This window comes from Rhodococcus sp. UYP9 (assembly GCF_040547235.1).
GTDB lineage: Bacteria > Actinomycetota > Actinomycetes > Mycobacteriales > Mycobacteriaceae > Rhodococcoides.
The window spans coordinates 107300-131598 of the sequence record NZ_JBEPPH010000001.1; the positions used below are offsets into that span (position 1 = coordinate 107300).

The 24299-nt window shown below is 63.2% G+C and carries 25 protein-coding genes; 12 read left to right on the top strand and 13 right to left on the bottom strand.

What is annotated here, in order from left to right; genetic code table 11:
• Window positions 1-91: 91 nt before the first annotated feature.
• Window positions 92-490, top strand: a complete 399-nt coding sequence (locus ABIB36_RS00580) for a chorismate mutase (protein WP_084347769.1) — start codon at window positions 92-94, stop codon at window positions 488-490.
• A 67-nt stretch (window positions 491-557) separates the two neighbouring features.
• On the opposite strand, the gene ABIB36_RS00585 is transcribed toward ABIB36_RS00580, so the two are convergent.
• Window positions 558-2009 carry an NAD-dependent succinate-semialdehyde dehydrogenase gene (locus ABIB36_RS00585; protein WP_354558876.1) on the bottom strand — a complete coding sequence of 484 codons (1452 nt, stop codon included), beginning with the start codon at window positions 2007-2009 and terminating at the stop codon, window positions 558-560.
• Window positions 2010-2089: 80 nt separating this feature from the next.
• On the opposite strand from ABIB36_RS00585, the gene pgi reads away from it, so the two are divergent.
• Window positions 2090-3739, top strand: coding sequence for a glucose-6-phosphate isomerase (gene pgi / locus ABIB36_RS00590; RefSeq protein WP_354558877.1), 1650 nt, complete (start codon window positions 2090-2092; stop codon window positions 3737-3739).
• Window positions 3740-3884: 145 nt separating this feature from the next.
• Window positions 3885-4832, top strand: a complete 948-nt coding sequence (locus ABIB36_RS00595) for a hypothetical protein (protein ID WP_354558879.1) — start codon at window positions 3885-3887, stop codon at window positions 4830-4832.
• Window positions 4833-4944: 112 nt separating this feature from the next.
• Here the strand turns inward: ABIB36_RS00595 and ABIB36_RS00600 are convergent, their stop codons facing one another.
• Complete coding sequence (locus ABIB36_RS00600; RefSeq protein WP_354558880.1) at window positions 4945-6576, bottom strand: acyl-CoA dehydrogenase family protein; 1632 nt, start codon at window positions 6574-6576, stop codon at window positions 4945-4947.
• On the bottom strand, window positions 6566-7177 hold the full coding sequence (locus tag ABIB36_RS00605; protein WP_084347761.1) for a TetR/AcrR family transcriptional regulator: 612 nt from the start codon (window positions 7175-7177) through the stop codon (window positions 6566-6568). Before ABIB36_RS00605 ends, ABIB36_RS00600 begins: the two co-directional genes overlap by 11 nt.
• 60 nt (window positions 7178-7237) lie before the next feature.
• Between ABIB36_RS00605 and ABIB36_RS00610 the strand changes: the two genes are divergently transcribed.
• Window positions 7238-8002 (top strand): crotonase/enoyl-CoA hydratase family protein, encoded by a 765-nt coding sequence (locus tag ABIB36_RS00610; RefSeq protein ID WP_354558881.1) that lies wholly within the window; start codon window positions 7238-7240, stop codon window positions 8000-8002.
• 68 nt (window positions 8003-8070) lie between these two features.
• Window positions 8071-9222, top strand: a complete 1152-nt coding sequence (locus tag ABIB36_RS00615) for a hypothetical protein (RefSeq protein ID WP_354558882.1) — start codon at window positions 8071-8073, stop codon at window positions 9220-9222.
• A gap of 56 nt (window positions 9223-9278) precedes the next feature.
• Here ABIB36_RS00615 and ABIB36_RS00620 read toward each other — a convergent pair whose 3' ends face one another.
• On the bottom strand, window positions 9279-10040 hold the full coding sequence (locus tag ABIB36_RS00620) for an SDR family oxidoreductase (RefSeq protein ID WP_354558883.1): 762 nt from the start codon (window positions 10038-10040) through the stop codon (window positions 9279-9281).
• A 29-nt stretch (window positions 10041-10069) separates the two neighbouring features.
• On the opposite strand from ABIB36_RS00620, the gene ABIB36_RS00625 reads away from it, so the two are divergent.
• A complete protein-coding gene (locus ABIB36_RS00625; protein WP_354558884.1) occupies window positions 10070-11506 on the top strand; it encodes a dihydrolipoyl dehydrogenase family protein in 1437 nt (478 codons plus the stop codon).
• Between the two features lie 3 nt (window positions 11507-11509).
• Here the strand turns inward: ABIB36_RS00625 and ABIB36_RS00630 are convergent, their stop codons facing one another.
• Window positions 11510-12913, bottom strand: coding sequence for an APC family permease (locus ABIB36_RS00630; RefSeq protein WP_354558885.1), 1404 nt, complete (start codon window positions 12911-12913; stop codon window positions 11510-11512).
• Entirely contained in the window at window positions 12910-13296 is a 387-nt protein-coding gene (locus ABIB36_RS00635; protein WP_354558886.1) for a nuclear transport factor 2 family protein, read from the bottom strand. The genes ABIB36_RS00630 and ABIB36_RS00635 overlap by 4 nt, the downstream gene beginning before the upstream one ends.
• A 37-nt stretch (window positions 13297-13333) precedes the next feature.
• Here ABIB36_RS00635 and ABIB36_RS00640 point away from each other — a divergent pair, with 37 nt between their 5' ends.
• Window positions 13334-13939 (top strand): TMEM175 family protein, encoded by a 606-nt coding sequence (locus ABIB36_RS00640; protein ID WP_354558887.1) that lies wholly within the window; start codon window positions 13334-13336, stop codon window positions 13937-13939.
• A gap of 23 nt (window positions 13940-13962) precedes the next feature.
• On the opposite strand, the gene ABIB36_RS00645 is transcribed toward ABIB36_RS00640, so the two are convergent.
• The 3 genes from ABIB36_RS00645 to ABIB36_RS00655 are packed head-to-tail and all read right to left on the bottom strand — an operon-like array spanning window position 13963 to window position 17080.
• On the bottom strand, window positions 13963-14955 hold the full coding sequence (locus ABIB36_RS00645) for a 2-hydroxyacid dehydrogenase (RefSeq protein ID WP_354558888.1): 993 nt from the start codon (window positions 14953-14955) through the stop codon (window positions 13963-13965).
• Window positions 14952-15887 carry a hydroxymethylglutaryl-CoA lyase-like TIM-barrel protein gene (locus ABIB36_RS00650; protein ID WP_354558890.1) on the bottom strand — a complete coding sequence of 312 codons (936 nt, stop codon included), beginning with the start codon at window positions 15885-15887 and terminating at the stop codon, window positions 14952-14954. The genes ABIB36_RS00645 and ABIB36_RS00650 overlap by 4 nt, the downstream gene beginning before the upstream one ends.
• Complete coding sequence (locus ABIB36_RS00655) at window positions 15887-17080, bottom strand: CaiB/BaiF CoA transferase family protein (RefSeq protein WP_143542190.1); 1194 nt, start codon at window positions 17078-17080, stop codon at window positions 15887-15889. Before ABIB36_RS00655 ends, ABIB36_RS00650 begins: the two co-directional genes overlap by 1 nt.
• A 104-nt stretch (window positions 17081-17184) precedes the next feature.
• Between ABIB36_RS00655 and ABIB36_RS00660 the strand changes: the two genes are divergently transcribed.
• On the top strand, window positions 17185-17406 hold the full coding sequence (locus ABIB36_RS00660) for a hypothetical protein (protein WP_143542173.1): 222 nt from the start codon (window positions 17185-17187) through the stop codon (window positions 17404-17406).
• A gap of 69 nt (window positions 17407-17475) precedes the next feature.
• On the opposite strand, the gene ABIB36_RS00665 is transcribed toward ABIB36_RS00660, so the two are convergent.
• Window positions 17476-18042: a molybdenum cofactor biosysynthesis protein gene (locus ABIB36_RS00665; protein WP_084348066.1), complete on the bottom strand. Its 567-nt coding sequence runs from the start codon at window positions 18040-18042 to the stop codon at window positions 17476-17478.
• A gap of 54 nt (window positions 18043-18096) precedes the next feature.
• On the opposite strand from ABIB36_RS00665, the gene ABIB36_RS00670 reads away from it, so the two are divergent.
• Window positions 18097-19650 (top strand): carboxylesterase/lipase family protein, encoded by a 1554-nt coding sequence (locus ABIB36_RS00670; protein WP_354558891.1) that lies wholly within the window; start codon window positions 18097-18099, stop codon window positions 19648-19650.
• Here the strand turns inward: ABIB36_RS00670 and ABIB36_RS00675 are convergent.
• Window positions 19643-20509 (bottom strand): Fpg/Nei family DNA glycosylase, encoded by an 867-nt coding sequence (locus ABIB36_RS00675; protein ID WP_084348065.1) that lies wholly within the window; start codon window positions 20507-20509, stop codon window positions 19643-19645. The genes ABIB36_RS00670 and ABIB36_RS00675 overlap by 8 nt on opposite strands.
• A gap of 29 nt (window positions 20510-20538) precedes the next feature.
• On the opposite strand from ABIB36_RS00675, the gene ABIB36_RS00680 reads away from it, so the two are divergent.
• The 3 genes from ABIB36_RS00680 (at window position 20539) to ABIB36_RS00690 (ending at window position 22233) form a co-directional block, all read left to right on the top strand.
• Window positions 20539-21339, top strand: coding sequence for a thymidylate synthase (locus tag ABIB36_RS00680; protein WP_354558892.1), 801 nt, complete (start codon window positions 20539-20541; stop codon window positions 21337-21339).
• Window positions 21339-21845, top strand: a complete 507-nt coding sequence (locus tag ABIB36_RS00685; RefSeq protein WP_084347740.1) for a dihydrofolate reductase — start codon at window positions 21339-21341, stop codon at window positions 21843-21845. The genes ABIB36_RS00680 and ABIB36_RS00685 overlap by 1 nt, the downstream gene beginning before the upstream one ends.
• A 61-nt stretch (window positions 21846-21906) precedes the next feature.
• Window positions 21907-22233 carry a cupin domain-containing protein gene (locus ABIB36_RS00690; protein WP_084347738.1) on the top strand — a complete coding sequence of 109 codons (327 nt, stop codon included), beginning with the start codon at window positions 21907-21909 and terminating at the stop codon, window positions 22231-22233.
• On the opposite strand, the gene ABIB36_RS00695 is transcribed toward ABIB36_RS00690, so the two are convergent.
• On the bottom strand, window positions 22230-23144 hold the full coding sequence (locus ABIB36_RS00695) for a universal stress protein (RefSeq protein WP_502950146.1): 915 nt from the start codon (window positions 23142-23144) through the stop codon (window positions 22230-22232). The two genes, ABIB36_RS00690 and ABIB36_RS00695, sit on opposite strands and share 4 nt — an antisense overlap.
• A 115-nt stretch (window positions 23145-23259) precedes the next feature.
• Complete coding sequence (locus tag ABIB36_RS00700; protein WP_256895754.1) at window positions 23260-24132, bottom strand: acyl-ACP desaturase; 873 nt, start codon at window positions 24130-24132, stop codon at window positions 23260-23262.
• Window positions 24133-24299: the final 167 nt, after the last annotated feature.

Consider the following 24299-nt stretch of genomic DNA (forward strand, 5'->3'; position numbering starts at 1 on the left):
TCTTTTGTGTCGTGAGAACGACCGAATGCGAGGGCGGCCGATAAGTGCTTGCACCCCGAGGCCCTCGCCACCAGGGCCTCGGGGTTCTTTCATGTCAGGCACCTACCCCAGCTCGTTCAATTCAGGTATTCACCCGGATTCCGTAAACGTAACGGTGCCGGACGCGGTAACGATCCATGATGTGACACAAGGAGAAGAAATGGCATCCACGACGAAGACCGACTCCGAAAATGCGTTGCCCACCACCGAGGCCGAGATCGACGAGTTGAGGCAGGAAATCGATCGCCTGGACGCCGAAATCCTGGCTGCTATTCAGCGCCGGAGCGAGGTATCGCAGCTGATCGGCCGTACTCGGATGGCTTCGGGCGGCCCGCGCATGGTCCACAGCCGCGAAATGAAGGTGCTCGACCGCTTCAGCAGCCTTGGCCAGGAAGGTCACACACTCGCCATGCTGCTGCTCCGCCTCGGTCGCGGACGACTCGGCCGGTAAAGACTTCAGAAGCTCGTTGTGCACGGCTGCCCGTGCACAACGAGGTCCCACTCAGGGCAGTGACTTTTCAGGGGAGAGCTATGTACTTGGTCTCCAAGTACTCCTCGATACCCTCACTTCCGCCCTCGCGCCCGAATCCGGAGGCCTTGACGCCACCGAACGGCGCAGCCGCGTCCGAGATCACTCCGCGGTTGACCCCGACCATGCCACTCTCGATGGCATCGGCAACACGAAGCGCCCGATCCAGATCCTCGGTGTAGATGTACGCGGCGAGGCCGAACTCGGTCGAATTCGCGGCGTCGATACCTTGCTGCTCGGTGTCGAAACCCACGATGGGCGCGACCGGTCCGAACACTTCTTCCGCCAGGATTCGTGCGGTCGGCGGCACGTCCGTCAGCACGGTCGCCGGGTAGAAGTAACCCTCACCGCCGGATGCCTTTCCCCCGAGCGCCACCGTCGCACCTGCTGCGACCGCGTCGTCGACCAGTTCCACAACCTTGCTCAGCTGGTCCGCGTTGATCAGTGGGCCCAGAGTCGTCGACGGGTCGATGCCTGGTCCGAGCTTCGTATCCTTCATCCGTGCAACCAGCTTCGAGGTGAATTCCGCTCGCACACTGTTGGCCACGTGAAAGCGGTTGGCTGCGGTACAGGCTTCGCCGCCGTTGCGTAGTTTCGCGAGCATCGCGCCGTCGACGGCTGCGTCGACATCCGCGTCGTCGAAGACCACGAACGGTGCGTTACCGCCCAGCTCCATCGACGTTCGCAGCAGACCCCCAGCCGACTGCTCGACCAGCTTCTTGCCGACCTCGGTGGATCCGGTGAACGTCAGTTTGCGCAGTCGAGGGTCCTCGAGCAGCGGGGCCGAGACCGCACTCGACTTCGACGTCGTCAGAACCGACAGAACCCCCTCTGGTAGTCCCACCTCGGCGAACAACTGTGCGAGAAAGAGCATTGTCAGCGGTGTCTCGCCGGCAGGCTTGACGATGATCGTGCATCCCGCAGCCAGAGCCGGTCCGATCTTGCGTGTGCCCATGGCGAGCGGAAAGTTCCACGGAGTGATCGCAAGAACCGGCCCCACGGGCGCCTTGCTGACCATTATTCGGCCGTTGCCTGCCGGGGCTTGGGTGTACCGGCCTCCGATACGGACAGCCTCCTCGCTGAACCAGCGAAAGAACTCGGCTCCGTACTTGATCTCGGCCTTCGACTCGGCCAACGCCTTCCCCATTTCGAGGGTCATCAACGTCGCGACATCATCGGCGCGCTCGGTGAGTTTCTCGAACACCGCGCGCAGCAGCTCACCGCGCTCCCTCGGCGCAGTGGCCGCCCAGGAACTCTGCGCATTCGCTGCCGCGTCGAGAGCCCGGAGCGCGTCTGCAGGGCTGGCGTCGGCCACCTTCGTGAACGGCCTGCCGGTAGCTGGATCGTTGACGTCGAAAGTCGCGCCGTTCTCGGCGTCGACCGCGTGGCCGCCGATCCACAACTTCGCTGGAATGGATTCGATGAGAGTGCTGTGGTCCATACCTCGAGTGTGCCCTCGAGCAGTCCTCACCAAACGGGATGACGCGCGCAACCCGTCGGCGCACATTAGGGTTGGCAAATATGAGCGGCGACATCACGGGCACCGAGGCCTGGAAGAACCTGACGGCACACCACGACTCCATCGGCGAGACCCATCTGCGCGATCTGTTCGCCGCCGATCCGGATCGCGGCCGCGAGTTCACCCTCGACGCCGGTGAACTACACATCGACTACAGCAAGCATCGCATCGACCGCGAGACCCTCTCACTGCTCGTAGAGCTCGCACGGACAGCCGACGTCGAAGGCCATCGCGACGCTATGTTCGCGGGCAAGCACATCAACACCTCGGAAGACCGCGCCGTGCTGCACACCGCGCTGCGGCTACCCGCCGACGCAACCCTCGAGGTCGACGGCCAGAACATCGTTGCCGACGTGCACGAAGTACTGACGCGGATGGGTGAATTCACCGATCGCGTTCGCTCGGGTGAGTGGGTGGGAGCCAGTGGTCAGAAAATCCGAACCGTCGTCAACATCGGAATCGGCGGCAGCGACCTCGGACCCGTCATGGTCTACCGCGCGTTGCGCCACTACGCCACCGCGGGCATCGAAGCGCGTTTCGTCTCCAACGTCGATCCCGCGGACCTGGTTGCCGCTCTCGCCGACCTGGATCCGGCGACCACGTTGTTCGTCATCGCATCGAAGACGTTCTCGACACTCGAAACCCTCACCAACGCCACCGGTGCACGACGCTGGCTGACGGCAACCCTCGGCGAGGACGCCGTCGCCAAGCACTTCGTCGCCGTCTCCACCAATGCCGAACGGGTCGCCGAGTTCGGCATCGACACCGCCAACATGTTCGGGTTCTGGGACTGGGTCGGCGGACGGTATTCCGTCGACTCCGCAATCGGCCTCTCGGTCATGGCCGCCGTCGGAAAGGAAGCATTCGGGGAGTTCCTCGACGGATTCCACCGCATCGACGAGCATTTCCGTACGACCCCGCTCGCGCAGAACGCTCCGGTACTCCTCGGACTGATCGGTCTCTGGTACACCAACTTCTTCGGCTCGGAAACCCGAGCAGTACTTCCTTATTCGAACGACCTCTCGCGTTTCCCCGCCTACCTCCAACAATTGACGATGGAATCGAACGGCAAGTCCGTCAAGGCCGACGGCACGCCCGTCACCACCTCGACCGGAGAAATCTTCTGGGGCGAGCCCGGCACCAACGGTCAGCACGCGTTCTATCAATTGCTGCACCAGGGAACACGTCTGGTGCCCGCCGACTTCATCGGATTCGCCGAGCCCACCGACGACCTCCCCACCCGCGACGGCACCGGCAGCATGCACGACCTGCTGATGAGTAACTACTTCGCGCAGACCCAGGTGCTGGCATTCGGCAAAACCGCCGAGGAGATCGCCGCCGAAGGCACCGAGGCCGACGTCGTACCGCACAAGGTCATGCCCGGCAATCGGCCGACGACATCGATCCTCGCACCGAAGCTGACACCGTCCGTCGTGGGTCAGCTCATCGCCCTCTACGAGCACCAGGTGTTCGTAGAAGGTGCCATCTGGGGCGTCGACCCCTTCGACCAGTGGGGCGTCGAACTCGGCAAAACCCAGGCACTCGAACTGACCCCCGTCCTCACCGACACCGACGCCCCGGCGCCGCAGAGCGATTCCTCCACCGACGCCCTCGTGCGTTGGTACCGCGATCAGCGGGGTCGGGCAAAGTAGCGTCGGGACGCTGGGGCGCTGGGTCCGGGGCGCGATTTACTCCCCTATTTGGGATTCGAACCTCCTACAGGGGTTCGAATCCCTATACGGGGAGCATTTTGTCCGCAGATGAATCCAAACGACCTCGATACACGTCCAACTGGGTATGGACTTCGATCAACCGGGCATGTTCACCCGCGCCGACGCGCTTGCATCCGGCTATACGGACGACGATCTAAGACGCAGTCGAGCCGACCGAACCCTGTTGTCGATTCGTCGTGGCTACTTCGTGCGATCAGCGGTGTACCGAACACTGGACTCCTCCTCGCAGCATCTCCTGCTCGCCAAAGCTGTGCTGTCGGACTCTGCAGACGACGCTGTGCTCAGTCACGTGTCAGCCGCGGTGTTGCACGGCATGCCGGTATGGGGCATTGCTCTCGACAAAGCTGCTCTGACGATCGGACGAAGCTACGCCAGCAAGCGCGGCAGACGACGGACCCTGCACGGGACGCGTCTGCCCGATTCCGATCGCATGATCATAAATGGCGTACCGGTGACAGTTCCTGCGCGGACGGTGATCGACCTGGCAAGAGCCGAGGGCGTCGAGCAGGCGGTGTGTGTCGGTGACCATGCACTGCACAGTGGCCTGACCACAGCGTTCGAGTTGGCCGAAGCCATCGACGACGCCGCTGGACGAACAGGGGTGGGCCGTGCACGCCACGCGGTCGGTCTCATGTCCTCCCGCAGCGAAAGCGTCGGCGAATCACGGAGTCGACTGCTCTTTCACAACCTCGGCTTGCCTACGCCCTTGCTGAACCAGTGGGTCTACGACACCTCGGGGGGATTCCTGGGCAGGGTGGACTTTCTGTTTCCCGATGGCGTGATCGGCGAGTTCGACGGTGAGGGTAAATACGAGTCGGATCCTGTGCGAGCCGTCATCGACGAAAAGAACCGCCAAAACCGTCTGCACGACCTCGGGTGGGTCGTCGTTCGGTGGGACTGGCGGGATCTGTCGAAGCCCGACGTCCTGGTCACGCGTCTGCGCGGCGCTTTTCGCCGGGCAGCAGCAAATGGCACACCTGTTGGTACGTACCGGTCGGATCGACTCCCCTAGTGGGGATCCGAACCTCCTGCAGGGGGTTCGAATCCCAACTCGGGGAGTAAATTCGGCCCAGCAACAAGCCAACCCGGCCCAGCAACCACCCGCCCAGCAGCCAGCACCGCCCCTACACCCGAGCCAACACCGCCCGCGTGTCCACTCCGGTCGGCAGTGTTCCGAATGCACCGCCCCAATCTTCACCGAGCCTGCTGGCGCAGAATGCGTCGGCGACGGCCGGATCGCCGTGGCGGACGAGAAGCGATCCTTGGAAGACGAGTGCCATGAGTTCGACGACGCGTCGAGCGCGGTATTCGATGTCGGAGCGGTCGGAGAGTTCTTTGCCGACGCGTGCGATGGCGTCGTCGAGGCGCGAGTCCGATCCGGATGCCAACGATACTTCGGTGAAATACGCTTCGACGCTGTCCGGCTGCTTGGCAAGTGCGCGAAGCGAATCCAGTGCAGCGACGTTGCCCGAGCCCTCCCAGATCGACATCAGCGGCGATTCGCGAAAGAGCCGCGGCATGCCGGATTCTTCGACGTAACCGTTGCCGCCGAGGCATTCGAGAGCTTCGGCCGCATGTGAGGGCGCACGCTTGCAGACCCAGTACTTGCTGACGGCCAAGGCGATTCGACGCAACTCGGCTTCACCGGCATCACCGTGTGCTGCGCGATCGGTAGCTCCGGCCAATCGCATCATGGCCACGGTTGCCGCTTCCGATTCGATCACCAGGTCCGACAACACATTGCGCATCAGTGGCTGATCTATCAGCGGCACACCGAATGCGGAACGGTGTCTTGCGTGATGCACTGCGCGGACTGTTGCGTTACGTATCCCCGACGCCGAGCCGATGACGCAGTCGAGGCGGGTCATGTTGACCATCTCGATGATCGTCTGGACGCCGCGTCCTTCTTCGCCGACGAGCCACCCCGTCGCGCCCTGGTATTCGAGTTCGCCCGAGGCATTGGACTTGTTGCCGAGCTTGTCCTTGAGGCGTTGGAGCACCATCCGATTGCGGGTTCCGTCGGGCAGTACGCGAGGAAGCAGGAAGCACGACAGTCCACCCGGTGCATGCGCCAACGTGAGGAACATATCCGACATCGGTGCGGAGGTGAACCATTTGTGTCCGACGATTGCGAACGTTCCGTCCGAGGACGGAGTGGCCGTGGTGGTGTTGGCTCGGACGTCGGACCCGCCTTGTTTTTCGGTCATCGACATTCCGGCGATGAGCCCCCGCTTGGTGGTGGGAACGCGAAGGCCGAAATCGTAGTGGGTCGATGCGAGCAGGGGTTCGTACACGTCGGCCAGTGCTGGATTGTGGCGTAGCGCAGGCACCGCCGCGTAGGTCATGGAGATCGGACACATGTGCCCTGCCTCGGCTTGACCCCAAGCGTAGAACTTGGCGGCGCGGGCAACGTGGGCGCCGGAGCGATCGCACCGCCACGGCGTCGCGTGCAGTCCGTTCGCCACCGCAACCGACATCAGGTCGTGCCAGTGCGGATGAAACTCCACCTCGTCGATGCGGCTGCCGTAGCGGTCGTGCGTGCGCAGGATGGGAGGGTTCTCGTTGGCGAGCCGACCCCATTCCTGCACTTCGACGCTGCCTGCGAGATCTCCGAGTTCGCGCAGCTCGCTCGACGCCCACTCCGCTCCCTCGCGGTGGAGCCCTTCGAGGAGGGTCGCGTCGTCCGAGGTGTCGTACGGCACCAGATCGGGCACCTGGTTGAACACGGTGTGGGTGACGGGAAATTCAGCGGTCAAGGCGAACTCCTAACGAGCGCAGGGCGAATGCAACGAGGTCGGGTACGACGTCGGACGCTGTCGCTGACTTACTATCCGGACCGAGCGGGCCGACGAGAACTTCGCCGACGGCACCGACGAGTCCCGCCGCCGCGAGGTCGGCGTTCTGTTCCGGTATGTCTCCCGCCGCGATACCTGCAACGACCGCGCAGGCGATGGCGTCGGTGAAGCTCCTGCGGAAGACGAGCCGTTCGGCGTCGACTGCGCGATCGACGGGTTCTGCGAGCAGCGCGTAGGCCATGGTGCGGTTTTTCAAGGCGCGCCCGGCAAAGGTCTCGACGATCGCGGTGACTCGTTCGACGACAGTGCCGCTGGAACCTGCCTCCGCAACGGCGTCGACCTCCCGGCTGCATACTTCACGAAATATCGTCACGACGAGGTCGGATTTACTGGCGAAATGGGTGTAGACACTGCCTGCGGAGACTCCGGCCGCGGCGGCGACCGAGGCGATCGAGAGGCCCTTGTAGCCCTGCGCGGACAGCACGTCGATGGCGGATGCGAAGAGCGTGGCGCGTCCGGCGTCGAGCCTGGCTTGCACGGCCGTGGTGCGGCGGTACGGCATGTGAAGGATTGAAGCATTGATTCAGTGCTTCACACAAGACCTCTCGAGTACGGTTCAAGCATGTCAGTTTCGATCGTGCGCTCCGGACCGGTCACCACCATCGTGCTGTCACGACCGGAATCCCGTAACGCGGTGGACGGCCCGACAGCTGCCCTACTCGTCGCGGCCTTCGAGGAGTTCGATGCCGACGAAGACGCGGCTGTCGCCGTGCTGTGGGGCGAGGGCGGCACGTTCTGCTCCGGGGCCGACCTCAAAGCGCTGGGCACCGAACGATCGAATCACGCCACCGAACACGGCGACGGCCCGATGGGCCCGACGCGGATGCGGTTGTCGAAACCGGTCATCGCCGCGATCTCCGGCTTCGCCGTCGCTGGCGGACTGGAACTCGCCCTGTGGTGCGACCTACGAATTGTGGAGCAGAACAGTACATTCGGGGTCTTTTGCCGACGCTGGGGCGTACCTCTCATCGACGGTGGCACCGTGCGATTGCCGAGGCTGATCGGCGCCTCACGCGCGATGGATCTCATCTTGACCGGCCGTGCCGTCGACGCCGAGGAAGCACTCGCGATAGGCCTGGCAAACAGAGTGGTCCCGACGGGGCGTGCGCGGGCGGAAGCCGAAGCTCTCGCCGCGCAACTCAGCACGTTTCCGCAGACCTGTATGCGCGAGGATCGGATGTCACTACTGGAGCAGGACGGTAAGAGCGAAGAGGACGCCATCGTCAACGAATTCCGACACGGGGCAATCTCGATGGCGGCCGATGCCCTCGCCGGTGCCGAAAAGTTCGCGTCGGGCGCGGGAAGGCACGGCGTACCGAACCCGTGATATCAGCTCGACTCTCCGTCATAGACGACATCTTTCTGCGCACCCATCGAGGCTTCGGCATCCCAATCGTGCTCCAGGGAGTCTGGCGAAGCGACGACGCCGTCGATCACGTCGAGCTGGCGGCGATCCACTCGAACCTGTCGTTGGGTCCACTCGGACGCCGGGTCGTCACCCCTACAGTGCCCTTCGCACGACGACGTTGGGCACCGAGCACCGACTCACTGCCGCTCGAGTACGACACCTCTCCCCTGGCCGTGTCGGAGGTACTCGATTGGGCAGACGCGCAGGGTGAATGCGACCTCGATCCGGAAACCGGCCCGAGCTGGCGGCTCTCGGCACGATCGACCGACGACGGCGGCACTGTCCTGTCACTTGTCTGTTCGCATGTCGTCGCCGATGCTGCGGGTCTGATCGAGGCTGCAGGAATGGCTTTGACCGGCAGCGTCCCGCCGGAATCGTATGCGTACCCGATCTCCGATGTCTGCGACGCCGCCGCACTGGTCTGGCGTGTTTCCAAAGCTGCACTTCTAGCTCTCGCCGGCCTGCTCTTCAGTCGGCGTGCTCGGAGCGAACTTCGTGACTTCGTCCGAGCTTCGTCCGGGGCGATCCCGCACGAAATGTCCGTCTCCACTGCGGTATTCGATATCGATTCTCGTCTGAGCAATTCGGAGTTCATCTCCGTCGTCACCGATATCATGGTGGCGCTCGGGCAGCACGAACCGGTGGCGATCAATGTCCCGTTCCGCTCGAACATACCGGGCGCCAATGGAATCGGAATGGCCACGGTAAATATCTCGCGCACCGATTCGCTCGCGGAGATCAAAGACGCCTGTAAGCGTGCGTTCACCACCCCTGTGGGTGCTCCGAGCGGATTCCCTGCCGAAATGGTTCAGTTGCTGCCCGAGCGGGCGTCAGCGGCGCTCACCTCGGCGCCGGGGCACGCGGCGGCCCTGTGCTCCAACATCGGCGACCTACCCGATGCGGTCGGTGTCATCGGCAGCCATCGCGCGAGCACCGTGGCGACGCGGGCGCTCCACCCTCACTCCGGGTCGGCGCGCACCACCACGATCCTGTCCGCATACCTCTCGACGCTGAACGGGACGTCGACGTTGTCGCTCGTCGGCACCGATCCAGCGTTGATTCCGTCCTCCGACACTTTGGCCGAGCAAGCGCATGCGGTGTTGACGGATCGGCAACTCACTGCCCGATCGTGGCGATAGAAGTGAACCGATAGAAGTGAACACTGCCGAGCAGGTCGAGCACTACCTGCAATAGGTCACACCAACCGGTTGGAAATTTTGTTCGGCAGGAAGCGCAGAGCGATATCGATGCCCTGCCACTTCAGCCCGGGTAACGCAGCGCGCCGCGATTCTCTCTCGATAGCGTCGACCATCGCGCTGACACCTTCGTCGAGAGTTGCTGTCAGAGCGGAGTTGTCGCCGGCCTTCGAGGACATGTCCGTGGCAATGAATCCGGGCAATAGCGTCGTGACGACGATGTCCGTCTTGGCGAGTTCGGTGGCCAACGCTTCACCGAGGGCGGCGACTCCGGCCTTGCTTGCCGAGTACACGGCCTTCGCACCGGGGAGACCGCGGTCCGCGCTGATGGAGGAGACGAGTACGAGATGACCGTGTTTCTGTGCGCGGAAGATCTCGAGTGCGGCCTCGGCCTGCGACAGTGCACCGACGAAGTTGGTGCGTGCGGTTGCGAGGTTGGCGTCCGCGCGTCCGGATCCGATCTTCGCGCCCTTGCCGAGACCGGCGTTGACGATGACGCGGTCGAGACCTGAAAGTTCGTCCTTCAACTCGCCGAATACGCGGACGACGGCGTCGTGATCGGTGACGTCGAGTGCACGAACGGCAACCTTGATTCCGGGGTTGGCGGCGATGAGCTCTTCACGCAGCACGTCCAGTCTGTCTACTCGGCGCGCGCACAGCGCCAGATCTCTGCCGGTCGCTGCAAACCGCCGGGCCATCTCCTCCCCGAGCCCCGAGCTGGCACCGGTGATCAGGATCTTCTTCCGCGTCTTCCCTGTCATGACCGCCGACCCTATGCCACGCTGGTGTGATGACCGAGAAGAGCACTGACGAATTCGATGTCATCGTGATCGGCGGCGGGCCGGTCGGCGAGAACGCGGCAAGTTATGCCATCGCCGGCAGCGATCGCACGGCAGTCATCGTCGAGCACGAACTCGTCGGGGGTGAATGCTCGTATTGGGCCTGCATGCCGAGCAAAGCGTTGCTGCGTTCCGGCGAGGTCTTCGACAGTGCCCGAAAGATGCCGGGCGTCCGAGAGGTGATCGGTGACCGATCACTCGACGTCGAGGCCGTCATGGCCCGTCGGGAAACGTTCACTCATTCTCTCGACGATTCTTCCCAGGTCGAATGGGCCGAATCCGCCGGGATCTCGATCATCCGCGGGAGCGGACGCCTTACCGGCACCAAGACGGTCGACGTCGATGGGCGGACGCTGACAGCCCGACACGCTGTGGTTCTCGCGACGGGAACTACGGCATCGGTCCCGAACACCCCAGGGCTGCGTGATGCGTTGCCGTGGATATCTCGCGACGCCACCAACATGCACGAGGTTCCCGCCCGAATCGCCATCATCGGTGGCGGTGTCGTGGCGTGCGAGAGCGCTACGTGGCTCCTGTCGTTCGGCGCCGAGGTAACCATGATCGTCCGCGGGTCCGCCCTGCTTGCGTCCGGCGAGCCGTTCGCCAGGGACCTGGTGGCCGATGCGCTTCGTGCGCGTGGCGCAGAGATTCACTTCGATGCGGAGGTGACGAGCGTGTCGCGACCAGATGCGCGGGACACCGGTGTCGGCAAGATCCACGGCGGGCCGGTCGAATTGACGGTCGGCGGCGAGCTGATCGCCGCGGACGAGGTTCTCGTTGCGGCGGGACGGCACCCGGCAAGCGGGGACCTCGGGCTCTCGACTGTCGGGATGGTGGACGGGAAGTACGTCGACACCGATGACCAACTGTCCGTGGCCGGCACCGAGTGGCTTTACGCCGCCGGCGATATCAACGGGCGCGCTCCGCTGACACATATGGGCAAGTACCAAGCCAGGGTTGTCGGTGATGTCATCGCCGCGCGAGCCGAAGGTAAACCGTTGCACGGCAAAAGGTTCGCTGCTACCGCTGATCACGGACAGATACCGCAGGTGGTCTTCACTGCGCTCGAGGTCGCATCGGTCGGGCGGACCGAGAAGCAGGCCCGCGAGGCGGGCATCGACGTCGAGATTCTGGGTGTGGACATCGCCGTCGCCGGATCTTCGCTGCAGCAGGACGACTACTCCGGTCATGCACAGTTGGTGGTCGACAAGGCAGCCGACGTCATCGTCGGCGCAACCTTCGTCGGGCCCGGGGTGGCCGAATTGGTCCATGCAGCAACCGTTGCCGTTGTCGGCAAGGTGACGCTGGACGACCTCTGGCATGCAGTCCCGTCCTACCCGACCGTCAGTGAGGTGTGGCTGCGGTTGCTCGAATCTCGCCGCGGGTAGCAGTCAGCGCAAGGACGCCGCCGCAATGCCGGCGTAGACCTCCGCGTCTCGACGCCGAATTCTCAACGCGACGAGGACGCCGACGATCGCGGCGACAATCAGAACAATCGGGATAGCGTTGACGACAACGGAATCGGATCCGGTGAGAGTGCTGTAATGGGTCCCAGCCAGGATCAATCCCGTCGTCAGGCCGACGAACCCGATGCCCGGCGCGAAGACCGTGCGCACCATCGACCGGTCGGGACGTGTCCAGAAGAAAACCACGACCGACAATGCGGCCGCCGCCTGTAACGCGATGATTCCAAGCGTGCCGAGACCGACTGCGCCTGCCGCCACCACCAGATAGGGATCGGCTCCCACGACCGCGAACACGACGAGTGCCACGGTACTGACAGCCGTCACTGTGATGCTGCCGATGTGTGGGCTGAAATGTACGGCATGGAACCGCCCGAGAACCTCTGGTAGTACTCGTTCACGACCGAGCGCGAACAGGTACCGGCTCGCGGCATTGTGCACTGCCAAATACGACGCGAGGACGCTGGTGCACAGCAACACTGCGGTGCCGTCGTAGAGGATCGTGCCACCGTATTCCTGGGCCAAAGCGAACAACAGATTCCCGAGTTCGGTCTGCGCCATAGCCGGCGCGTCGAGACCTCCGGCGGCACCGACGATGACCCAACTGGTCAGCACGTAGAACACCGCGATGGTCGAGACGGCGATATACGTCGCACGAGGAATGCTGCGTCGAGGATCTTTCGTCTCTTCCCCGTACAGTGCAGCGGACTCGAATCCGATGAAGCTGGAGAATGCGAACATCATCGCTATACCGATGGATCCGGAGAATACCTGTGCCGGAGCGAATGATTCGAGCGGGAGAGCAGCCGTACCCTTCTGCCCGAGAACGAGAACATCGAACACCGTCAGGAACGCGAATTCCGCGACCATCAACGTACCGAGCACCTTCGCCGACAGATCGGCGTTACGAAACCCGAGACACGCGACGATGGCGACGGCGACGGCGGTGAAGACCCACCAGGGCACGTCGAGACCGGAGTCGAGGACCACGAGGTGAGTGAAGTATCCGAATGCCGCGGCCAACCCGCATGCGAGCGAGGTGTACGCGAGCACCGCGACGTACGCAGCTGCGACACCCGGTGGTTTACCGAGCGCAAGCCCTACGTAGGTATAGAAGGCGCCCGTGTTGATCACTTGCTGGCTCATCGCCGCGAACCCCACCGAGAAACACAGCAGCACAATGCCGCTCACTGCGAATGCGGCAGGCAGGCCCGCGCCGTTGCCTCGAATGAGCGCCAAGGGGACATTGCCGATCATGGCAGCCATCGGTGCTGCTGCTGCGACGACGAGAAACACCACGCGACCTGTCGTGAGTGTGCGCCGCTCGTTCATGCGTCTCCGAACTTGTAGACTGCACTCAGCTGCGACCAGTTCGGCCAGGTCAGCTCCCAGAACCGATGCATCAAGCCGTCGACGAAGTTCGGGATGAACATGACTTCGATGCGTGTCGGCTTATCCTCGGGGCGTGTCGTGGTGATCCGCATCCGCCCTGTAATACAAGTCGGCGACTGGACCCATGCCTGTTCGTCGTACTCGATCTCGCAGGTGTTGTCTGTGGCATAAACCGTGCGATGTCCGCGCTCGAATTCGGCATATGTCCGGGTTGTCCCATTAGTGAACAATTCGAATTCCGGGTGATAGGACCTCGGGACAGCGTCAGCATTCTTCGATACGACAAAGACTGAAAACATCTCACGCAGCTTCTCGATAGCCATGAATGAAAAGTACGCTGCCGCAGACGACAATAACGGGATGCAACCACAACGCGGTCTTGAACGGCTCGTCAACCTGAGCGACGCGGTGGTCGCTATTGCTGCAACACTGCTCGTCCTACCCCTGGTGGAGATCGCCGGCCCGGACTCCGGCAGTTCGACATGGGAGGCCATCACCAGCCACCACGTCGACCTCTTCGCATTCGTTCTCAGTTTCACGGTGATCTTCGTGCTGTGGATGACGCACCATCGAGTATTCCGCGACGTCACCGGCTACACGACGAACCTTGCCCGGGCTAACTTCTTCTGGCTGCTCTCCATAGTCTTTCTTCCCTTCCCGACCAAATTAATCGCCGAGAAGAACGGATTCGATGCCGGGGCGACGGCCACTTACGTGGGCACCATCGCCCTGTCGATGATGGCAATATTTGCGCTTCAGGTCGTCATTGCACACACCCCCGGCATCACCCGGCTTGTACCCGAGCACGGTCGGCGCACGGCGACAATCGGAGTGGTGCTCGTCCTCATCGCGTTCGGGCTTGCTTTCACCCCGGTCGGTCTGTGGTCGTTAACCGTGCTCGCACTGACAGCGTCGATCGACCGGTTCTTCGACAGCCGGGCCGCGAAGGTAGAGGTGAAGAAGTGACTCCAGCACTCGGCCGGCCGTCTCTATTCCATATGGGTGTTCCACGCCGCCGGGTTCACCGGGTGCGGAGGTGGGGCGCCGTTGGCCATCGCCGCCGCATTCTCGGCACAGAGCCGCGCCATCTCCGATCGCACCGACACCGTGGCACTTCCGACATGCGGTAGGAGCACTACATTGGGCAATCCGGCAAGACCGGGTGCCAGCTTCGGTTCGTTTTCGTACACATCGAGTCCCGCGCCACCGATGACGCCTTCGCGCAGAGCAGTAACCAGTGCAACCTCGTCGACCACGGGTCCGCGAGCAGTGTTGATCAGGATCGACGAGTTCTTCATCGCCCGCAGCGTCGACGCATCGACGAGGTGATGGGTGCCGGCGGTGAGCGGAACATGGAGCGACAGAAAGTCACTCGTCGTCACCAGCTCGTCCCACGCTACGTGCTGGACGCGGCCGGCGAACTCCCCGAGCTCGTCGTCGGTCACCTCGCGGTCGGACGGCGGGCGTGGACAGAACTGGACCGTCATGCCGAATCCGAGGGCCCGACGGGCGGTCGCGCGGGCGATGCGGCCGAAACCGGCGAGACCGAGCACCCGCCCGGACACGTCGGTGCCGAGCATCAGCTCGGGCTCCCATCCGGTGAATGCACCGGATCGAACGAAGTTGTCTGCCTCGATCACACGCCTGGCCGTCGACAGCATCAGAAGTAGCGCAATGTCCGCTGTCGAATCCGTCAGCACCCCAGGGGTATTGGCGACAGTGATTCCCTGCGCCGTTGCCGCTGCAATATCGATGTTGTCGTACCCGACCGCGTAATTGGAGATGCCGGTGATGTCCGCCGAGGCGAGTAGTTCGCGGTCGAACCGATCATGCAACTGCGACACCACGACGCTGTACTCCCCCGAGGCGCAGCGTTCGGCCAGCCCGTCGTGGTCGACGGTGAGCAGTTCCACCTCGCCCGCCGCGGCGAGAATGTCCATCCCTGGCGCGGGAATCGGCGCGGTGACCAAGATTTTTCTCATATGACCCACTCGAACGCGGGAGCATGACCGAGCTGCCGCGACCGTGCACCCTGAACTGTCTTGGAACGCACCGGTTCTCCCAGATCGATCAACAGCTGTTCCGATATCTCCACCATGGCTTCCAGGGTAGCGGGAGTCAGCCAGTCCGGTCTGGTCGCAAACAGTATGTCTTCGCTCGAGGTGTTACCGCTGGCACCGGGAGCGAACGGGCAACCGCCCAGCCCTCCGAGAGAGCCGTCGACAAGCGTGGCTCCCGCGGAGATGGCCGCGAGCGTGTTCGCGACCCCGAGACCCCACGTGTCGTGTCCGTGAAAGACGATGCGCCGCTGCGGGGTCTCTGCAACGACACGCGAAATCAGCGAACCTACCTGCGCGGGCACTGCCTGACCCAGGGTGTCGCAGATGACGATGTCCGTTGCGCCGTCGGTTCGCTCGTCGCGGGCGATATCGAGCACTCGATCCTCCGATACCGGCCCGTCGAACGGACAGGTGAAGGAAGTGGCGATGCACAGTTCGATCTGCCCACCGATCGATCGCGCGATGTCGATCGCGTCCGGCATGGCCGCCAGTGAGACCTCGGTGCTGCGTCCGATGTTCGCTTCGTTGTGCGCGTCCGATGCCGAGAAGCAGTATTGAAAGTTGCGGGCTCCTGCTGCCGCAGCCTTCTCGACGTGGCGCGGCGTAGCGACCCACACCCAGCAGGAGGCAAGTTCCTCGGCGGTGAGCTCGGCGACCACCTCGAGCGTGTTGGCCATGGGTGGCACTTTGTCGCCCCGCGCCAACGATCCGATCTCGAGCTCGGGCACCCCGAGAGCGAGAAGCTGCCGGATCACCTCCAGCTTCCGGTCGGTGGAGACCATCTTGCCGGTGAGCTGGAGTCCGTCTCGCATCGTGACATCGCGCAGCTGCGCAGAAGGAGTGAACTGATACATCAGAGTCCCATCTCTTCTTCGGTCCTACCGAGAAGGGTCGAGAGCACTTCTCTGGTGTGCTCGCCGAGGTCCGGACCGACCGAGCGGATAGGAATCGATGTGTCACCGATCACGGGGACGATGCCGACGAATCCCACCTCGGCCGGTTCGGCTTCACCGGTGTCCACCTCGAAGTTCTGAATCATGTTGCGCGCCTTGTACTGCTCGTCGGCGACGACGTCTGCTGCCGTGTAGATCGGGCCGGACGGCACACCCGCTTCGTCGAGAATCCTCAATGCGTCCTCGCGCGAATGCAGGCCCGTCCATGCCGAGATAGCGGCGTCCAACTCCTCGCGCCTGCTCCAACGGCCGGCATTCGAGGACAGCTCCGGGTCGGCGCCGAGGTCGGGGCGGTCGATCGTCGCCATGTAGCGCGCAAAGATCGCATCTCCGTTGCCCGCGATGATAATCGAATGACCGTCGTTGCAGGGGTACGCGTTCGACGGCGCGATGCCTTCCATCCGGCCACCGACTCGCCCACGTTCGACGCCGTAGGCGAGATAGTCGGGAATGAGCGATTCCATCATGGACAGAATCGACTCGTTGAGTGCGACGTCGATGGACCGCTCCGACAACGACAATGCCGACTTCGCATTCTGTCGCTGAAACAGCGCCATGACGCACCCGAACGCCGCGTACAGCCCGGCGATGGAGTCACCGATGGACACTCCGACGCGGACCGGCGGCCGATCGGCGTCGCCCACAAGGTTCCGGAATCCGCCGTAGGCCTCGGCAACTGCCGCAAAACCTGGACGATCGGACATCGGACCGGTCTGCCCGAACGCCGAAATGCGGGTGATGATCAACTCGGGATTCTTCTCACTGAGCACTTCTGGCGAGAGCCCCCACTTCTCGAGCGTGCCCGGCCGAAAGTTCTCCAACACGATGTCGCATTTCTCCGCCAAGTCGATGACGTCCCGACGCCCCTGCTCGGTGCGGAGATCGAGCACTATCGACTTCTTGTTCCGGTTGATCGTCCGATAGAGCATCGAGGTGGTTCCGGAGTAGAGCCGCCAGTTGCGTAACTCGTCGCCTGTCCCAGGGCGCTCGACTTTGATGACCTCGGCCCCGAAGTCGGCCAGCATCCTGGCCGCGGTGGGCGCCGCAATGTAGTTTCCGAGCTCGAGGACGCGAACACCACTGAGCGGCAACATGTTCTCCCTTTCGTACCCCGAAGTGGAAGCATCACACTTGATTGTCAAGTTGCGATAGTGTCACCGGCGAACTGCCTGATCCGCCGACGAATGAGGTATAGCACATGAAAAGACTTGCAGCCGTTGCGCTCACTGCGGCCGTCATAGGCCTTGGGGCGCCCGCAATTGCGAGTGCGGGTACCGGCAGCTCGGATACCGGCAGCTCAGAGGTAGCGACCGCAGCAACGGGGGTGTTGTCGTTCATCGCAGCGGTATGGGCGAACTGTGGATTGCTTGGGTTCACGACGCTATGTGGAGCCCCGGGCGAAGATGCATACATCGGCTAGGGTCGAAATCTGAGGGCTTCGAACCCCTTCACGGGACCGACGCTGCGGGGCTCGGGCCCAGCTCGCAACTCATCGCTGCGGCTGGGCTCGTTTGACCTGCGACGACGCCTTTGCCGCATCCAGTTCCACCGGGGAGTGCAGGGTCACCGGACCCACGCGCAGGACGCCGTCGTTCAGCGGTTCGGTCCGCAGGCCGCCGCGGCCGATCAAGGCCTTTCGGGCGCCGGCGATCACCATCGAATCCATCCATGAACAGGGATGCGCGGGCCTACCTCCGCGGAATCGCACTGCGCCTTCGCCCGAGTCGAGTTCGAATTCGATGGCGCGCAGTCGATCGAGTTCGACGCCGCGTATCACCACATTGCGCCTGGCCACGGACGGGTCGGGCATGTCCGTGCCCAGCGCGTGACCTGCCGCCTCCCACGCTTCCGCGGCAAGAAACGTCACTGCGGCCTCGGTGTGCGCTTTCACCCCGAAGAAGCGATCTCCGCGGATGCCCTTGTTCGCGACGATCTCGACACGGTCGACCAACTCGGTGGACACGTCCGCCGCCGGGCCGTCCTTGGAACGACCGAAGTACGCGTGGGCCGGAGATACGAGAAGTTGCACGATCTCGGCGCGGTAGTGGAAAACCATTCCCCCATTCTCCACTCCTACCCCTGGGTAACGTTACATTTGTACACTCGGTGTATGTCAGCGAATACCAGAGTGGCCACGGTGGACGGCGTCATCCAGGGCAAGACGCTGGAGGACCTTCTCACCTGGCGCGGCATACCGTACGCGGAGCCGCCCGTGGGACCGCTGCGCCTGCGTGCGCCGCAACCGACCGTGGCGTGGGAGGGCGTTCGAGACGCAACCGACTGGGGCAACGCGTCCGTGCAGAGCAAGTTCTACACCAGGCTCTCCATCAACAAGTACCAGCCGGTGAGCGAGGATTGCCTCAACCTCAATGTGCTCGCCCCCGCTGCAGCGAGCGCGAAGCCGCGGCCGGTCATGGTGTTCATTCACGGCGGTGCCTATACCCTCGGCAGCTCAGCAACGCCGTTGTACGTCGGCGGCTCGTTGGTACGGCGTTCGCTACGCGAGAGCGACGGCATCGTCTATGTGTCGATCAACTACCGTCTCGGGTCTCTCGGCTACTTGGACATGACCCAGTTCTCGACGCCTGAGCGGCAGTTCGATTCGAACCTCGGCTTGCGCGATCAAGTGGCTGCGCTCGAATGGGTTCAGCGCAACATCAGCCGGTTCGGCGGCGACCCCGACAACGTGACGATCTTCGGCGAATCAGCGGGCGCCAACGCCGTCACCACACTTCTCGCGACACCTGCGGCCAAAGGATTGTTCAGGCAGGCCATTTCGGAGAGTTCGGTGCCAGGTCTCGTCGCGACGCACGAGCGCGCAACGCAGTGGGCGAAGGACTTCCTCGGTTTTCTCGGTGGCGACGCCGCAGATGCCGCGCAGACACTGGACTCGGCCGATGTCACAGAGTTCGGCCGTGCCGGAAACAGGCTCGCCAAGTCAGTTCTCGAACGAACTCCAGGCCTGCACCCGTTCGGCCCGGTGGTCGACGGGGATTTCCTGCCGCGCAATCCGCTCGAAGCCTATGCCGACGGCTCCGCACATCGAGTGCCGCTGATCATCGGTACGAACAGCCGCGAGGCGACACTGTTTCCCAAGATTCTCGATGCACTGCCGACCAACCCCGAACGCATCGACAAGCTGTTCGCCCTTACCGATCCGACGGCGAAAGCTGCAGTCACCGAGGGCTACCCCGGGTATCCCGACGCCGACGCCGCAATCGACCTGGGCGGGGATTTCACCTTCTGGAAGCCTTCGTTGGAGGTTGCCGAAGCGCATTCGAAGTACGCATCGACCTACAGCTACCGCTTCGACTACGCGCCGAGAGTCATGCGGTGGCTCGGGCTCGACGCGACGCACGGATTCGAGATGTCCGCGGTGTTCGGGCTCAACGACACGATGGTCGGAAAGATGATGACGATTCCGGGAGGCCGCTCGGCTTGGGCGGCGGTCACCGAGCAAGTGCAGTCTCAGTGGCTGCACTTCGCAACTACCGGCGCACCGCTCGACTCATGGCCCGAGTACGCCGCGGCCACCCGCGAGACGATGATCTTCGACCTCCGCACGCGCGTACAGCGCGATCCTCGACGTGACCGTCGGCTCGCATGGGAGGGCTACCGCGGATATGCCAGCGGAATGACCGAGCCGTTCAGCGCCGCTACTTGAGAAGCCGCGACATCCGGCGGTCGGCAAGAATCTTGCCGCCGGTCTGACAGGTTGCGCAGTACTGGAACGATCGCTCGGCATAAGAAACCTCGCGGACCGGGTCGCCGCACACCGGACACGGCAAACCGGTTCGGGCATGCACAGCCATCCCGGACCGCTTCTCGCCCTTCAGTCGTGCGGCGTCCTGCCCTTCGGAGCGAGCCACGGCGTCGGCGAGCACCTCGCGCATCGACCGGTACAACACGGACACTGCTTCGGCGTCGAGTTTGCCGGCCGAGGCGAACGGAGACAGTTTCGCCACGTGCAGGATCTCGTCGGAATATGCGTTTCCGATCCCGGCGATGAGCGACTGATCCACCAGGGCAGTCTTCAGCCGCGCGGTGGTGCCGCCGAGAATCTCGGCGAACTCGGGTTCGGTCACGGCCATCGCGTCGGGACCGAGGCGGGCGATGCCCGGAACTTCGCGCGGATCGTGAACGACCCACACTGCCATCCGCTTCTTGGTGCCTGCCTCGGTCAAGTCGATCGCCGGCGTCAGGCCTTCGGGAGTGAAGAAGTGGATTCGAAGCGCAAGCGGACCTTTGCCTGGCTTCGGCGGCGCGTCGCTCGGCTTGTCGGTCCAGCGCAGCCAGCCAGCACGGGAGAGGTGGGTGATCAACCACAGGTCGCCTGCCTGCAATCCGAGGTGTTTGCCGAACCTGGCGGCATCGGTGACATCACGCCCCTGCAGATCGGTGACGGGCGGATCGAATGTCTTGAGGACGCTCAGCGCGGCGATGTCGATCCGGCCGATGACGGCCCCTACCGCGTGTGCGCGCAGGAATCCGGCGAGCGCTTCCACCTCGGGCAGCTCAGGCATCGATCCAGTATGCGCCTACACTGTTCACCGTGAAGGTTCCAACGCCGTACGAGGACCTGCTCCGCCACGTTCTCGATTCCGGCACTGCCAAATCGGACCGTACCGGAACGGGTACCACGAGCATCTTCGGGCACCAGATGCGTTTCGATCTCAGCGAGGGCTTTCCGCTGATCACCACCAAGCGCGTGCACCTGAAGTCGATCGTCTACGAATTGCTGTGGTTTCTGCGCGGCGAGTCCAACGTCGCATGGTTGCACGAGCACGGCGTCAGCATCTGGGACGAGTGGGCGGCCCCGGACGGTGAACTCGGGCCCGTCTACGGCGTGCAGTGGCGATCATGGCCGACGCCGTCGGGTGAGCACATCGACCAGATCTCCCAGGTGCTCGATACCCTCCGCACCAACCCGGATTCACGACGCATGATCGTCTCGGCGTGGAACGTCGGTGAGATTCCGCAGATGGCGCTGCCGCCGTGCCACGCGTTCTTCCAGTTCTACGTTGCAGACGGCAAACTGTCGTGCCAGCTGTATCAACGCAGCGCCGATCTGTTTCTGGGCGTTCCGTTCAACATCGCGAGCTATGCGTTGTTGACGCACATGGTGGCGGCGCAGGTCGGCCTCGAGGTCGGTGACTTCGTATGGACGGGCGGAGACTGCCACATCTACGACAATCACCGTGATCAGGTCGCCGAGCAGCTGACCCGTGAGCCGTACCCCTACCCGAAGCTGATACTCGCACAACGTGATTCAATCTTCGACTACACCTTCGAAGATGTCGAGGTCGTCGGGTACGAGCACCACCCTGCCATCAAGGCGCCGGTGGCAGTCTGATGCCCTCTCGTCATATCGGCATGATCTGGGCGCAGACCACGGGCGGAACCATCGGCGACGGCGGGTCCATCCCCTGGCGAGTACCGGAGGATCTTGCGCATTTCAAACAGATCACCGCTGATCACGCGGTGATCATGGGGCGAAAGACTTGGGATTCGCTTCCGCCGAAGTTCCGTCCGCTGCCTGGGCGTCGGAACGTCGTGGTCACGCGCAACCCGGACTGGCAGGCGCGAGGCGCTCAGGTCGTCTCCAGCGTCGAGGCTGCACTGAGTCTCACCGACGGCGATACCGCCTGGATCATCGGCGGCGGTGAGATATACCGAGCGGCAATGCCGTTGGCGACGGAGTTGCAGGTCACCGAAATCGACCTCGATATCGACGGCGACACCTCGGCGCCGGAGGTCACCGGTGAGTGGTCGGCACTTACCGGACAATGGCTGATCAGCCGAAACGAAGGCATCCGATATCGCCACGTTCAGTACGGCAAGGCTTACCAAAGTACTTGATCTGCACAGCCATTCGAGCAGACCACTCTGACCGAAGCTGCTCGTGGGTCATACTGAGCGCATGGACAAGAAGTCACTCACCGCCCTTGCCCGACAACAGTTGAAACTCGCCGTCGGCACGTCCAGTGGCAGAAGTTCACAGACCGTCTACGGCGGACATCAGCGCCATCTCCGTCAGACAGTGGTAGCCCTCGTGGCAGGTACCAAGCTCGGTGAGCACGACCTGTCCGGAGAATCGACCGTGATCGTCCTCAGCGGTCAACTCAAGCTTGTGAGCGGCGAGAAGTCCTGGAAAGGCTCCGCCGGCGATCTCCTGGTCGTTCCGGACGCGAGACACAGCGTCGAGGCCGTCGAAGACGTCGCGTTTCTCCTGACCGTCTCGATCTAGGAGCCGCGAACCACCATCACCGGGCAGTCGGCAGTCTGAATCAACGCATAGCTGGTGGATCCGAGCAACATGCCGGTGAATCCGCCTCGTCCACGACTGCCGACCACGATCAGCGCAGCCTGCTCGGACAACTGACTGAGCACGCGTACCGGACGATCCTGTGCGACGACGCGCCGCACCTCTACGTCTGGGTACTTCTCCTGCCAGCCTGCAAGGCTTTCCGCGAGCACGGCTTGTTCGGAGGCGGAGATGACTTCCCAGTCCTGCGGTACACCTGCGCCATGCGCGAGACTGACATCGGACCAGACGTGCACCGCGATCAACGCCGAACCACGTTGCGCTGCTTCGTCGAACGCGGCAGCGATCGCGACCTGATTGATTGCCGAGCCGTCGACTCCAACCACTACCGGCCCCTGAGCCGGCGGCAGACCATCCATGGACCGCCCACGGACTACCACCACCGGGCAGGCGCAATGCGCGCTGAGCGCAACCGCCACCGATCCGAGTACCCCTGAATCCGACTCGCCGAGCCCGCGCGCACCGAGGACGACGAGGTCGCTCCTGGACGACTCGTCGAGCAGAACGTCGACTGTGTTGCCCTCGCGCGCTTCGACGACGATGTCGAGTGGGGCGCCTTCGACCGACTCACGGGCAAGGATTCGGGCGGCATCGAGTCGTGAGCCGGCCACTGCCTGCGCTGTTTCGCCAGGGTCTCGCGACGTAGGTGAAAGTTGCGGCGCGACGGCGGTGACGATGCGCAACACCGCGTTCCTGACGACGGCCGAATGGGCGGCCCAGATCGCCGCACGGTCCGCCGATTCCGATCCGTCGATGCCCACGACAATGGTTCGGGGTCTATTCACGTACGAACCTCCGGTAAGGATCAGATGTCGGCCCAGGATAGACGACATGTGTTCCTGACGGGGGGCAACAAAAAGGTGCCTCTCTCCAGTTTCATCATCGAAACCGGAGAGAGGCTACTTTTCCCACAGACCCCCCGGGGAGCTATTTCCTCGTGCGTCGCCCCTACGACGCACGGAGCTTTTGGGCCTCGATCACTTCCGCCTGGTTCTCCAAGTCGTCGAGGAAGTCCGAGAGAATCGCCGTGCTTCCCGCGCCCCGGCCGAGATCGACACGGTCGAAAATTCGCCAGTGCCTCAGGATCGGCAACAACACTTCGTCGAGATGACGTCGCAGATCGTAGATCCCGTTGCGTGAGACAAGCATCGCGCTGCGTTCGAAGCCTGGCATACCGGTACCCGGCATCCGAAAGTTGAGGATGACCTCGGTGATGGCCTTCGCCATCTGGGCAGGTGCGATATCGAGCGCGGCAGACGCTGCGTCGCGAAGAAAATTCAAGTGCAGTTGCTGATCCGCGACGATGCGGCCCAGAAGTTTCGTAGCGACCTGATCGTTGCACTCGGCCGCGGTGTTGCGATGACTGACCATGGTGGCCATGACGTCGACCGTGGCGTGAACGATCGATCGCAGCAGGTGCTGCCCTTCCATCGCGGACTCGATCCCCACGGTCATGCACTGAAAACGCGCTCGGTCCAACGCAACCGGATCTACGCTTTGCGTCGCCACCAGGTATCGATGGATCGCCTCGGCGTGACGCTTCTTCTCACTGTTCCACTCGTATATCCACCTGGACCACGTGTTGCGGGCGGTACTCGTCCCATACACTTCACGGTGATCGAGCGCAGTACTACTGTGTGTCAGCAGCGTGGTGACCAGCGCTGCCTTGGCCGTTTCGGTCAGGGTGGATCGGCGCTGACGCCAATACCTATCGGGATCGACATACTCCGCTGGGTCCCATGTGGTCGCTGCAGCCAAGTGCCTGTGCAGATTCGCTCCGATCACGGGTTCCAGCTCTCGAAGCAATACCAGTTGACTCACCGCTCCGCTGACCATCCACACCCCCCGATCGCACCCTCGCACGTGTCTTCAAGCCGACGCAACGGCCGTCCGTCAACGTTAAGCGGCCGACCACCGTGTTGTGAACCAGATACCGATTGTTTAGGTCATGTCGCAAGCCCCGGGACACGAAGTTGAGAGCCTTCACA

Excerpts from the sequence above, each read along its gene's own strand:
- pgi (WP_354558877.1), top strand. The coding sequence starts at position 2,090 with ATGAGCGGCGACATCACGGGCACCGAGGCCTGGAAGAACCTGACGGCA.
- ABIB36_RS00675 (WP_084348065.1), bottom strand. The coding sequence starts at position 20,509 with ATGCCTGAGCTGCCCGAGGTGGAAGCGCTCGCCGGATTCCTGCGCGCA.
- ABIB36_RS00620 (WP_354558883.1), bottom strand. The coding sequence starts at position 10,040 with ATGACAGGGAAGACGCGGAAGAAGATCCTGATCACCGGTGCCAGCTCG.
- ABIB36_RS00685 (WP_084347740.1), top strand. The coding sequence starts at position 21,339 with ATGCCCTCTCGTCATATCGGCATGATCTGGGCGCAGACCACGGGCGGA.
- ABIB36_RS00610 (WP_354558881.1), top strand. The coding sequence starts at position 7,238 with ATGTCAGTTTCGATCGTGCGCTCCGGACCGGTCACCACCATCGTGCTG.
- ABIB36_RS00660 (WP_143542173.1), top strand. The coding sequence starts at position 17,185 with ATGAAAAGACTTGCAGCCGTTGCGCTCACTGCGGCCGTCATAGGCCTT.
- ABIB36_RS00625 (WP_354558884.1), top strand. The coding sequence starts at position 10,070 with ATGACCGAGAAGAGCACTGACGAATTCGATGTCATCGTGATCGGCGGC.
- ABIB36_RS00690 (WP_084347738.1), top strand. The coding sequence starts at position 21,907 with ATGGACAAGAAGTCACTCACCGCCCTTGCCCGACAACAGTTGAAACTC.
- ABIB36_RS00605 (WP_084347761.1), bottom strand. The coding sequence starts at position 7,177 with ATGCCGTACCGCCGCACCACGGCCGTGCAAGCCAGGCTCGACGCCGGA.
- ABIB36_RS00580 (WP_084347769.1), top strand. The coding sequence starts at position 92 with ATGTCAGGCACCTACCCCAGCTCGTTCAATTCAGGTATTCACCCGGAT.
- ABIB36_RS00650 (WP_354558890.1), bottom strand. The coding sequence starts at position 15,887 with ATGTATCAGTTCACTCCTTCTGCGCAGCTGCGCGATGTCACGATGCGA.
- ABIB36_RS00640 (WP_354558887.1), top strand. The coding sequence starts at position 13,334 with ATGCAACCACAACGCGGTCTTGAACGGCTCGTCAACCTGAGCGACGCG.
- ABIB36_RS00655 (WP_143542190.1), bottom strand. The coding sequence starts at position 17,080 with ATGTTGCCGCTCAGTGGTGTTCGCGTCCTCGAGCTCGGAAACTACATT.
- ABIB36_RS00630 (WP_354558885.1), bottom strand. The coding sequence starts at position 12,913 with ATGAACGAGCGGCGCACACTCACGACAGGTCGCGTGGTGTTTCTCGTC.
- ABIB36_RS00665 (WP_084348066.1), bottom strand. The coding sequence starts at position 18,042 with ATGGTTTTCCACTACCGCGCCGAGATCGTGCAACTTCTCGTATCTCCG.
- ABIB36_RS00695 (WP_502950146.1), bottom strand. The coding sequence starts at position 23,144 with ATGTCGTCTATCCTGGGCCGACATCTGATCCTTACCGGAGGTTCGTAC.
- ABIB36_RS00645 (WP_354558888.1), bottom strand. The coding sequence starts at position 14,955 with ATGAGAAAAATCTTGGTCACCGCGCCGATTCCCGCGCCAGGGATGGAC.
- ABIB36_RS00670 (WP_354558891.1), top strand. The coding sequence starts at position 18,097 with ATGTCAGCGAATACCAGAGTGGCCACGGTGGACGGCGTCATCCAGGGC.
- ABIB36_RS00635 (WP_354558886.1), bottom strand. The coding sequence starts at position 13,296 with ATGGCTATCGAGAAGCTGCGTGAGATGTTTTCAGTCTTTGTCGTATCG.
- ABIB36_RS00585 (WP_354558876.1), bottom strand. The coding sequence starts at position 2,009 with ATGGACCACAGCACTCTCATCGAATCCATTCCAGCGAAGTTGTGGATC.
- ABIB36_RS00595 (WP_354558879.1), top strand. The coding sequence starts at position 3,885 with ATGGACTTCGATCAACCGGGCATGTTCACCCGCGCCGACGCGCTTGCA.